The following is a 9521-nucleotide window of genomic DNA, read 5'->3' on the forward strand; positions in this document are numbered from 1 at the left end:
GCAGACTGCCACGCCCAGTGCGGTTGCTACAGCTGCCTCGGCCGTCCCACCCGGCGCGGACCTGGTGGGCATCGCCGCCCTGGACGAGCCCTGGTGGCAGGTGGACAACCTGCCGAACGGCACCGGTGCCGCGGACGACGAGGACGACGAGGATGTCGAGGCCGGGGAGCGGACCGAGCTGGGCGCGTTGATCTCCGGAGTCCGGCGCGCCCACCGGTCGGCGCTGGGCCGGCGCCAGTTGCGGCCGGTCGCGGACGTCTGGCCGCCGGCGCTGCCCGCGTCGCTGGCACCGGGCGAGGTCGTGGCCCAGGCCCGGGCAGGGGAGGTGATACCCGGGCGTCCCGCCGGGCTCGCGGCGTACTTCGCCCGCGCAGACCGTCCGGACGAGTCCGAGCACGCCCGCCAGCCCGCGGTCGCCTGGCATCTCGACGCCGGCAACCTGCTCGTCTTCGGCGCTCCGGGCGCCGGCGCCACCACCGCGCTGACCGTTCTTGCCACCGGTCTCACCGCCTCGCTGTCCCCGGCCGAGCTGCACCTGTACGCGCTGGACTTCGCCGGAGGCGACCTGCAGGGGCTCGCCGCGCTGCCGCACTGCGCCGGCAACGTCATCCTCGGCGACGAGCGGGAGCGGCAGGTGAACCTGCTGGCCTACCTGCGGGCCCGGATCGCCCGGCTGGGGACGCTGGACGCGGCGGGCCGAGCGGCCGAGGCCCAGTCGATCCTGCTGATCGACAACCTGGGTGGCTTCATGAACGCGCACGAGGCCGTCAGCTCAAAACAGGGGATCGCGGTGCTGGAGGACTTCGCGGCGGTGATCGGCGCGGGGCCCGCGTCGAAGGTGGCCGTCGCCGCGTCCGTCGTCGGCACCCGGGTGCGCAACGAGGTCGCCGCCCGCGCGCCGCAGCGGCTCATCCTGCGGCTACCGGACCGCAACGCCTACGCCGACCTCAACATCGAACGGCGCTCGATTCCACGCGGTGTGCCCGGCCGGGGCCTGTGGACCACCGGCAACGACCTGTTGATGGAGGTCCAGGTCGCCACCCCCGACGCCGTCTCCCCGGCCGGGACCACGCGCGAGTCCACGCCCGGAGCGTTGCCCACCGATGTGCCCGGAGCCCTGCTCGGCGGCGCAGGCGGGCCGGGTCAGTCGCCGCAGTGGGCCTGGGCGGACGGCGCCCGCGCCGCGTCCCTACCCAGACGCATCCGGGCCCTGCCGGCAACGATCGAGCCGGACGAACTCACCGCGGACGGGGGCGCCCGCCTGGACGACGACGTGCTGGTGATCCCGGTGGGCCTCACCACCCAGGACGGCGCGGTCATGCAGGTGTGCCTTGATCTGGCGGAAGACAGTCCGGCCCTGGTGTACGGGCCGCCCCGCTGCGGCAAGAGCACGCTGCTGCGCCGACTCGCGGAGCTCACTCGGGCGAGCCTGGGTGACGCCGTGGCGATCTACGCGGCGGCTGCCGCCGACTCGCCGCTCGCCGGCTGCCCAGCCGCGGACCGGGTGCGTGAGCTCGACACGGCGGTGACCCTCGCCCAGCGAGCCGCGGGCGAGCAGCGGCCCGCCCTGCTGCTCATCGACGATGTGACCCGGCTCGGCGACAGCCTGAACGCCTTCCTGCAAGAGCGTCACCCCCGCGTCCGCCTGGTTGCGACGGCCCGCGTCGGCGAACTGCGCACGGCCGACTACACCTGGACCGCGAGCCGGCTCAAGTCGGCGCCGACCCGACTCGTGCTCGAACCGGAACCCGGCGAGTCCGACCCCGTCAGCGGCCGGTACCTCACCTACCCGCCGAGTGGACCAGGCCGCGGCCGAGGCTTCCTGCTCTCCGCAAGCGGCACCCGATTCGTCCAGACCTGAACCAGCACCCCGACGGCACCAGGACACCGGCACGTTCGCTGAGTAGCTGCTCTTTCTTCGTATCTGTCTTCAGCCGCTCGGTGGCGTGCGCTGTTAGATCGCTACGATTCTCACGAGGTCCTCCAGGCCGGTGAGGTCGGCGGCGTTGCGGGTGTAGACGCTGGCCCCGTGGGCGTGTGCGGTGGCCGCGATCAGCAGGTCCATCGTCCGGGAGCGTGGTTGGCGTCCGATCTCGACAACTCGGGCGGCGAGACGTGCGTAGCTGTCAGCGACGGCGCCGTCGATGGGCAGCGGGTCGAACCGTCGTTGGATCGCGCTCAGGCGGGCGAGGCGGATGGCGCGGGCCTCGGAGGTCCTGGCGATGAGGACCCCGAACTGAAGCTCCGCGATACTGGCCACGCTGACCGCCAGCTCGCCGGGGATCGGGGCGACGCCGGCGGCGACCAGGACGCTGGTGTCGAGGACGCCGCGATTCAACGATCTTCCCAGGGGTCGGCGAGGGAGCCATCGACCAGCTCGCGATCAGCGGCCCAGTCGGCGTCGGCCGGCTGGGCGAAGACGTCCGCGAGTTCGTCCCAGTGGCGCCACGCTCGCGTGGTCACCGGGCCGAGGACGGCTGCCGGCCGGCCGGCGACAGTGATGGTCAACCGCTCGCCGGCCTGGGCGCGCCGCACCAGGTCGCTGGCGTTCTGCCGGACCTCCCGGAGTCCTATCTCATCCACCCCTCCCAGGATAGCACTTGTGCTACATCCCCTCTCCGTCTGATTGCCGGCCATTCGTCGGATTCGACTCCTGTACGTCATGGGTGAAGGCGGCGCGGGTGAGGGTGGTGGCGGTGCGCACCGCGCTGGTGATCGCCTCGTCCGGTGCCAGGCCGCACAGGTCGGTCAGGACGAACAGGGCCTCGGCGCTGACGGTGATCGCCAGGTCAAGTTTTAGGCGGTCCATCGCGGCGGGGGGTAGGTAGGCCGGTCCGCCCGGGGCCTGGAACGGCGCGAGGGCGTGGTCGAGCAGGGTGAAACGCAGGCCGGGACGGTCGCGCGCCCGGGGCGGCGCGGTGATCGTGTGGGAGATCGTCGCCCGCACCGCGCCCTGGTAGGCGAGCACGCCGCGCAGGAGGTGCTCGCAGGCGAAGGCGACGCGCTCCACGGGATCGGTCGACCCGGCGATCGGCGCGAGGGCCTGCGCCGGGTCCGGCCACAGGCCGACCAGAGCCTCCTGGACCAGCGAGACCAGGTCGGGAAAGTAGCGGTAGGCGGTGGCCTCGGACACCAGGGCGAGCTGCGCGACCTGCGGCATCGTGACCTCGGCTCCCGAACGGATCAGCTCGCGGCACGCCTCCACGATGGCCCTGCGGGTCCTGGCCTTCTGATTCGTCCGGCCGGTGGTGCCTGAGTCGGCCATGCTCCACGTCCCCCACCTTCTCGCGGTAGCCATGTCTCTTCATGAGAGTACGCTTGCATCATTGGAGAGAGCTCGCTACCTTCATGAGTGTCAGCTCTCACGAAGGCGTGGAGGGAGACCCCATGATCAAGGTTTCGATCGTCGGACCCGAGGGCGGAGAGGCCGTGCATCTCGGCCCCGCGACGATGCGCATCCTGGAGGACGGCAGCACCACCGGCCATCGCATCGGGATCGGGGAGATCACCCTCGCCCCGCACACCGACGGCCCGCCGCAGCATCGGCACGGCCGCCACGACGAGGGCTTCTACGTCGTCTCCGGCACCGCCCGGTTCACCGTCGGCACCACGACCTATGACGCGCCGGCCGGCACCCTCGCGATGATCCCGCCCGGCGCCCCGCATACCTTCGCCAACCCCGGCGACGAGCCGTTGGTGCTGCTCAACACCTTCACCCCGGACCTGTACGTGCAGTACTTCCGCGACCTGCGGGACATGATCGCCCAGGCCGGCCCGGCGACGCCCGAGGCGACCGCGCAGGTCATGAGCCGGTACGCCACCGAGGTGTCCACCGACTACGCCGACTGACCGGGCCCCGCGCGGTCCGCCAGCCCCCTGGCGGCGCTTCGACGTCGAAGCGCCGCCACGTTCCCTTTTTCCTCTTTCTGTGCGAGGAGATCGCATGTCCACCACCACCGCCCATACCTCGACGACCGTCCACCAGGTGCCCACCTCGTTCGGTGCCGTGCCCGTCACGGTGACCGAACGAGGCGAGGGACGCCCCGTCCTCCTGCTGCACGGCGGCGCCGGTCCCGACTCGGTCAAGGGCTTCGCCGAGCTGCTGGCCGCCCGTGGCCCGGCCCGGGTGCTGACCCCGCTGCATCCCGGGTTCGGCGGCACCCCGCGCCCCGCCGGGATCGATTCCGTCCGCCGGCTCGCGGAGGTCTACCGCGGCCTGCTGGACCTGCTGGGCCTCACCGACGTGACCGTCATCGGGAACTCGATCGGCGGCTGGATCGCCGCGGAACTCGCCCTCGCCGCCTCCGGGCGGGCCGGCCGCCTCGTCCTGCTCAACGCCATCGGCCCGACCAGCGCGGAGCACCCCGTCACCGACTTCTTCTCGTTGACGCTCGACGAGGTCGTGAACCTCAGCTACGCCGACCCGGACCGGTTCCGGATCAACCTGTCCGCGCTGACCGACGCACAGAAGTCCATCGCCGCGGGCAACCGGATGGCCCTGCAGGCCTACGGCGGCCCGTCGATGGCGGACCCGAGCCTGGCCGGGCGGCTGGGCGGACTCGTCGTTCCCACGCTCGTGGTCTGGGGCGAGGCGGACCGGATGGCCGTGCCGGCGTACGGCCGGCAGTACGCCGCCGCCATCCCCGGCGCCGCCTTCCACCTGCTGCCCGGGGCCGGACATCTGCCGCACCTCGAAGCCCCCGAGGCGGTGCTGACCCTGCTCGCGCGGTTCCTCGACGGCCCGCCGGTGAACGAAGAGCAGCCGGCGACGTCCTGAACCATCCGACCAGCCAGGAGGCCAGCGCCGTGTCCCTTCCGATTTCCGCTCGAGCACGCGCGGTCGCCAGCCCCGCCCCATCCTCGCCGGCTTCCTCCCCGGCCTCCTCGAACGCCACGGTCCTGACGCTTGCCTGCGTGGCCCAGTTCATGGTCATTCTCGATGTGTCCATCGTGAACGTGGCGCTGCCCGCGATGCAGCACGGTCTGGGCCTGAGCGCCGCAGGCCAGCAGTGGATCGTCACCGCCTACACCCTCGGGTTCGCGGGCCTGTTGCTGCTCGGCGGTCGAGTCGCGGACCTCGTGGGGGTCCGACGGGTCTTCCAGGCGGGTCTCGCGGGATTCACCCTGGCGTCGCTCGCCGGTGGCCTGGCGACCAGCGGCGCCATGCTCATCGCCGCCCGGGTCGGCCAGGGCGTCGGCGCCGCGTTCCTGGCCCCGGCCACCCTCACCCTGATCACCACGACGTTCACCGAGCCCACGGCCCGCACCCGAGCCGTGGGCGCCTGGAGCACCGTGACGACCGCCGGCGGTGCCGCCGGCGCGGTCCTGGGCGGGGTGCTCACCCAGTACCTCGGCTGGCGCTGGGTCCTGTTCGTCAACGTCCCGGTCGGAGTGGCCGTCCTCGCCGTGGCCGGCGGCTGCATTCCCACGACGGGTGAGCGCGTGGCCGGCGGAAGCAGCGCGGACGCCCCACGCCGCCTGGACCTGCCGGGGGCCGCCGCCATCTCCGCCGCGCTGACGACCCTCGTCTACGGGGTCGTCAACACCGAAACCCACGGCCTGACCGACCTGCACGTCGCGGTTCCCCTCGCCGCCGCGGCGCTGCTGCTCGCCGGCTTCGTCGCCGTCGAGGCCACCACGGCGCAACCCCTGGTCCCGCTGGCGATGCTGCGCCGCCGACCCCTCGCCGGCGCCAACCTGATCATGATCTTCGTCGGTGGGGCGCTGTTCCCGATGTGGTTCCTGCTGTCGCTGTACCTGCAGCAGGTTCTGCACTACAACGCCGCCGGCACCGGGCTGTGCCTCCTGCCCGGCGCCCTGAGCATCATCGTCGGGGGCCGGATCGCCGTCCGCCTGCTCGCGACGCTCGGCCCCCGCCGCCTCCTCGCGGCCGGCATGACCCTGAGCACGGCCGGCTTCGCGTGGCTGTCGCGGGTCGGCGCCACCGGCGACTACCGCGCCGATGTGCTGGCACCGTTCCTGCTGACCGCCCTCGGCATGGGTTTGGCGATCACCCCCACCACCGTCACCGCCACCCAGGGGATCGACCGGTCGCACTCCGGCCTGGCCTCCGGCCTGGTCAACACCTCAAGGCAGGTCGGCGGCGCACTCGGCCTCGCCATACTGGCCACCGTCGCCGCCCACACCGTCGCCGCACGCCTGCACACCCGCCCAATGACCACCGACCTCGCCGACGGCTATGCCCGCGCGCTGCTTGGCGCCGCCGTCATCACCGCCACCGCGGCCCTGGCGTCGCTCCTGCTTCCCGGGCGTCGGCCGCAGCGCAGCGTTGATCTTCCTCGATCGACTGGCAGACTGAGCGACGTGGCTGATCCAGAGGACGACGTGGCTGATCCAGAGGACACAGAGACGCTCACCGAAGAAGCCTGCCGGGTCCTACGGGCGATGCCCGTACCAGCGGCCAGCCTCGTCGGCCCGCAAGCGCTCTCGGTGCCGGGTGAGCCGGGCCTGTACGCCTGGTGGGCGACTCCGGGGGTGCTGCCGGGAGTGCCGGCTGCTGCCCACCCGTCGATGTCCCTCGGCCTGCTGTACGTCGGTATCGCAGGTACCAGTCTCCGGCAGCGCATCGTGCGTCAACACCTCGCCGCCAACACGGGCTCCTCGACCTTCCGCTTCACGCTCGCGTCCCATCTACTGGCCGAGGGCGGCCTGACCCCGTTCCGCAAGGGCGGAAAGGTCCTGCTACCGCCTGCGCAGCTTGCCTGGCTGCGCCACTGGCAGGTCTCTTACCTGCATGTCTCCTGGGTGGCCAGGCCTGATCCCACAGAGGTCGAGGCGGCGGTGATCGCTGCCATGGAGCCGCCTCTCAACGGGGATGACAACGCCAACCACCCCTACCGGCAGCGGCTCCGTGAGCTTCGAGCGGCCTTTCGGCTCCGAGCGGACGGCGGGAGCACGGACGGCGGGAGCACGGACGGCGGGAGCACGGACGGCGGCAGCGCCTGGGCCGGCGGTCAGGTCGTCGAGCCGTCCCGGGAGGGCGACTGCGGGTCCTGAGTCGGCACGCGGGGGATGGCGGAGCTGGGATCGAAGCCCGCGAAGGCCAGCCCGATGACGAAACCCGCGGCCTCCTCGAGCTGACGGGCACGCTCCAGCGGTCCCAGCACGGCCGGCGTCCCGCCGACGTCGCGGATGAGCTCGCCGGTGATCCGCAGCGCGCCGGCGTCGTCGCCGCAGATCGTCACCGTCGCGTCTGCCGTGCCGTTCTCCCCGCCGGGCAGCGGCGCCGCCCACCGCTCGGCGGGGAACAGGTGGAATGCCTTCACCACGTGGGCGCCGGGAGCCCACGCGGCGATCTGGCTCGCGGCGGACGTCCCGGGTTCGGTGAGCAGCACTCCGACGCCATGCTCCACCGCGTTGGTCGGATCGATCAGGGTGGTCCCGGCCAGGGTGCCGGCGGCCGCGTCGACGTCGCGCAGCACGTCCGCGACGCCGCTCCACAGCACCGCGAGCAGCACGGCGTCCCGCCCGGTGACCACCTCCCGCGGGTCGGCCGCCCGCGCCCCGCCGCCGAGGCGGTCGGCGAGCGCCTCGGCCTTCGCCCGCGACCGACCGCCGACCACCAGCTCGTGCCCGGCGCGGGCCCAGCCCGTGCCCAGTGCCTCGGCCAGGGCTCCGGTGCCCAGAATCCCGATCCGCATTGGTTCCCTCCTCATGTCGCCGACCGTCCTGCAGCCACGGTAGAGATCTCGTTACGCACCGATCGGTGCGTAGGGAACCTGCGACGATGGTGAGGATGAGCGAGGCCGAGAACGCCTGCGTGGAGCTGGTCGCGGACTGCCGCCTACGGGCGACGACCGATCTGCTCGCCCACACCTGGGACCCCGTCGTCCTGATGGCGCTGCGCCCCGGCCCCCGGCGGCGCCGCGAGCTGCGGGCAGCGATCGGTGGCATGAGCGACAAGGTCCTCACCGAGGTGCTGCGCCGGCTGTGCGCCCACGGTCTGGTGGACCGCCGCGCCTTCGCGCAGGCCCCGCCCCGGGTCGAGTACGCGCTGACCCGGCTGGGGCGCAGCCTGGTCGACGGCCCGATGAAGGCGCTCGGCGACTGGACGCGCGAGCATGGCGACGGGCTCCTCGACGCCCAGGAACACGCCGCCGGTGTCCTGTGACGACGTCCCGGCTGAGCTGCTGCTCAGCGGGACCTGTCGCGCGCGAAGCGCGGTTCGGCGCGGAGCAGGAAGGCCGCCGCCCGGGTGGGGGCGATCAGCATGCGGGCTGGGGGGTGTTCCGCTGTGTGATGTGTGGGCACATCGCGGACGCGGACGAGAACGCGGCTGTCGACATTCTTCGGGCAGGGCTTGTCCTTCAGCCTGACGCTCAGGCGGCCTGAGAAGCTGACGGCTTCAGCCGTCAGAGGAGTCACTGAGGCGTTCCAGCCGGGCCAGGATCGGGAACACGCTGCCGGTCGCCAGTCCGGCCTTCCTGGCGATCGCCAGGCCGTACGGCTCGACATCGTCCTCGAGGTGCACCTCGAGGACGTCGAGCGTCGCTGGCGTCACGCGGGACCGACCTGCCATGCGCCTTGAATTACATATATAAATTTAGACCGTAAACGTCGATTATCTCGACCGGAAAATCAGATGAGGTATCGTCGCCGTTGCCGAGATCATCGTGGCAACCACCGGTCACCGGTCACGGGTCAGCGTGCCGCTTGGGTTGCCGGTGCCGGGGCCGTCCGAGGCGAAGCGAACCGTGCCGTCGGCCTGCAGGAGCAGCGATATTCGGTCGCCGTGGGAGCACGCGGAGATGCCAAGAATCTTCGGGTCCGAGCCCGTGCCGGGGATGTCCTGCAGCGTCACCACGTTGGAGACGCTGACGAGCCGCAGATCGCCGGTGCAGCGGATGGGCTGCCCGTCGAGGTCGGTCAGTCCGTCGACGGTGATGTTGGAATGTGCCACGGCCTGCCCGGTCATCCCCGCGCGCACCGTGATGACGGCGTTCTGTGCCAGGCCCGAGGGGGTGGTGATCTCGCCGCGCCAGGTGCCGACGTAACCGGCCGGTACCGCCGCGCCGGCGGGCGTGGCCGGGCTCGACGACGCGGCTGTAGCGGTGCGCGGGTCGCCGCCGACCGCCCTTGATCCCGAGCCCGACACCGGGCCGGCGGTCGTGCCGGACGCAGTGGCCGAGGGGGCATTGGTGCCGGAGCCGGAGCCGCGACGGACGATCAGCACCACGGCCAGGGCGACCAGGACCAGACCGAGGGTGGCCGCGATGATGGCGAGGACGCGAAACGGCCGGCGCGGCGTCGCCGCCTCCCCGGGCGCGGGCGGCGGCCACCGCGGATCCTGACCCAGCCGGGGCATCGGGCCTGTGCCGGGCATCGGGCCTGTGCCGGGCATCGGGCCTGTGCCGGGCATCGGGCCTGTGCCGGGCATCGAGGCTGTGCCGGGTATCGAGCCTGCGCCCGGCGGTGGGAATGCGCGCGGGTCGGATGGGACGTTTGGGGTGAGGCCGGGATTCGGCCGCGGTCCGTGGTTCGGGTCCGGGCCGGTGCTGGTC

11 protein-coding genes are annotated in these 9521 nt (G+C 72.4%); 5 read left to right on the forward strand and 6 right to left on the reverse strand.

The genetic code is table 11. From position 1 onward, the window contains the following. Positions 1-1861, forward strand: a 1861-nt coding sequence (locus tag NBZ85_RS22105) for an FtsK/SpoIIIE domain-containing protein (RefSeq protein WP_261562523.1), incomplete at its 5' end; no start/stop codon positions are given. Between the two features lie 93 nt (positions 1862-1954). On the opposite strand, the gene NBZ85_RS22110 is transcribed toward NBZ85_RS22105, so the two are convergent. Genes NBZ85_RS22110 through NBZ85_RS22120 form a run of 3 tightly spaced genes read right to left on the reverse strand, consistent with a single transcriptional unit; the run spans position 1955 to position 3265 of the window. Then, on the reverse strand, positions 1955-2338 hold the full coding sequence (locus tag NBZ85_RS22110; RefSeq protein WP_261554727.1) for a type II toxin-antitoxin system VapC family toxin: 384 nt from the start codon (positions 2336-2338) through the stop codon (positions 1955-1957). Further along, positions 2335-2583, reverse strand: a complete 249-nt coding sequence (locus NBZ85_RS22115) for a type II toxin-antitoxin system Phd/YefM family antitoxin (RefSeq protein WP_261554728.1) — start codon at positions 2581-2583, stop codon at positions 2335-2337. The genes NBZ85_RS22110 and NBZ85_RS22115 overlap by 4 nt, the downstream gene beginning before the upstream one ends. Positions 2584-2605: 22 nt before the next feature. Beyond that, on the reverse strand, positions 2606-3265 hold the full coding sequence (locus tag NBZ85_RS22120) for a TetR/AcrR family transcriptional regulator (RefSeq protein WP_261554729.1): 660 nt from the start codon (positions 3263-3265) through the stop codon (positions 2606-2608). A gap of 122 nt (positions 3266-3387) precedes the next feature. On the opposite strand from NBZ85_RS22120, the gene NBZ85_RS22125 reads away from it, so the two are divergent. From NBZ85_RS22125 to NBZ85_RS22135, 3 genes are all read left to right on the forward strand, one after another. Then, the gene (locus tag NBZ85_RS22125) at positions 3388-3849 is read left to right on the forward strand and encodes a cupin domain-containing protein (protein ID WP_261554730.1); all 462 of its coding nucleotides are present in this window, start codon (positions 3388-3390) and stop codon (positions 3847-3849) included. A 94-nt stretch (positions 3850-3943) separates the two neighbouring features. Continuing rightward, a complete protein-coding gene (locus NBZ85_RS22130) occupies positions 3944-4777 on the forward strand; it encodes an alpha/beta fold hydrolase (protein WP_261554731.1) in 834 nt (277 codons plus the stop codon). 29 nt (positions 4778-4806) lie between these two features. Beyond that, entirely contained in the window at positions 4807-7017 is a 2211-nt protein-coding gene (locus NBZ85_RS22135; protein WP_261562524.1) for an MFS transporter, read from the forward strand. On the opposite strand, the gene NBZ85_RS22140 is transcribed toward NBZ85_RS22135, so the two are convergent. Beyond that, positions 6975-7661: an NADPH-dependent F420 reductase gene (locus NBZ85_RS22140; protein ID WP_372517675.1), complete on the reverse strand. Its 687-nt coding sequence runs from the start codon at positions 7659-7661 to the stop codon at positions 6975-6977. The two genes, NBZ85_RS22135 and NBZ85_RS22140, sit on opposite strands and share 43 nt — an antisense overlap. Before the next feature lie 95 nt (positions 7662-7756). Here NBZ85_RS22140 and NBZ85_RS22145 point away from each other — a divergent pair, with 95 nt between their 5' ends. Continuing rightward, positions 7757-8131, forward strand: coding sequence for a winged helix-turn-helix transcriptional regulator (locus NBZ85_RS22145; RefSeq protein WP_261562525.1), 375 nt, complete (start codon positions 7757-7759; stop codon positions 8129-8131). Between the two features lie 234 nt (positions 8132-8365). On the opposite strand, the gene NBZ85_RS22150 is transcribed toward NBZ85_RS22145, so the two are convergent. Both NBZ85_RS22150 and NBZ85_RS22155 read right to left on the reverse strand, forming a co-directional pair. Beyond that, entirely contained in the window at positions 8366-8521 is a 156-nt protein-coding gene (locus NBZ85_RS22150) for a hypothetical protein (RefSeq protein ID WP_261554735.1), read from the reverse strand. Positions 8522-8647: 126 nt separating this feature from the next. Next, positions 8648-9325: a hypothetical protein gene (locus NBZ85_RS22155; protein WP_261562526.1), complete on the reverse strand. Its 678-nt coding sequence runs from the start codon at positions 9323-9325 to the stop codon at positions 8648-8650. Positions 9326-9521 lie beyond the last annotated feature (196 nt).

The sequence above is a fragment of the Frankia tisae genome, from assembly GCF_025403405.1.
Classification (GTDB): domain Bacteria; phylum Actinomycetota; class Actinomycetes; order Frankiales; family Frankiaceae; genus Frankia; species Frankia tisai.

Excerpts from the sequence above, each read along its gene's own strand:
- NBZ85_RS22130 (WP_261554731.1), top strand. The coding sequence starts at position 3,944 with ATGTCCACCACCACCGCCCATACCTCGACGACCGTCCACCAGGTGCCC.
- NBZ85_RS22145 (WP_261562525.1), top strand. The coding sequence starts at position 7,757 with ATGAGCGAGGCCGAGAACGCCTGCGTGGAGCTGGTCGCGGACTGCCGC.
- NBZ85_RS22125 (WP_261554730.1), top strand. The coding sequence starts at position 3,388 with ATGATCAAGGTTTCGATCGTCGGACCCGAGGGCGGAGAGGCCGTGCAT.
- NBZ85_RS22120 (WP_261554729.1), bottom strand. The coding sequence starts at position 3,265 with ATGGCCGACTCAGGCACCACCGGCCGGACGAATCAGAAGGCCAGGACC.
- NBZ85_RS22155 (WP_261562526.1), bottom strand. The coding sequence starts at position 9,325 with ATGCCCCGGCTGGGTCAGGATCCGCGGTGGCCGCCGCCCGCGCCCGGG.
- NBZ85_RS22140 (WP_372517675.1), bottom strand. The coding sequence starts at position 7,661 with ATGCGGATCGGGATTCTGGGCACCGGAGCCCTGGCCGAGGCACTGGGC.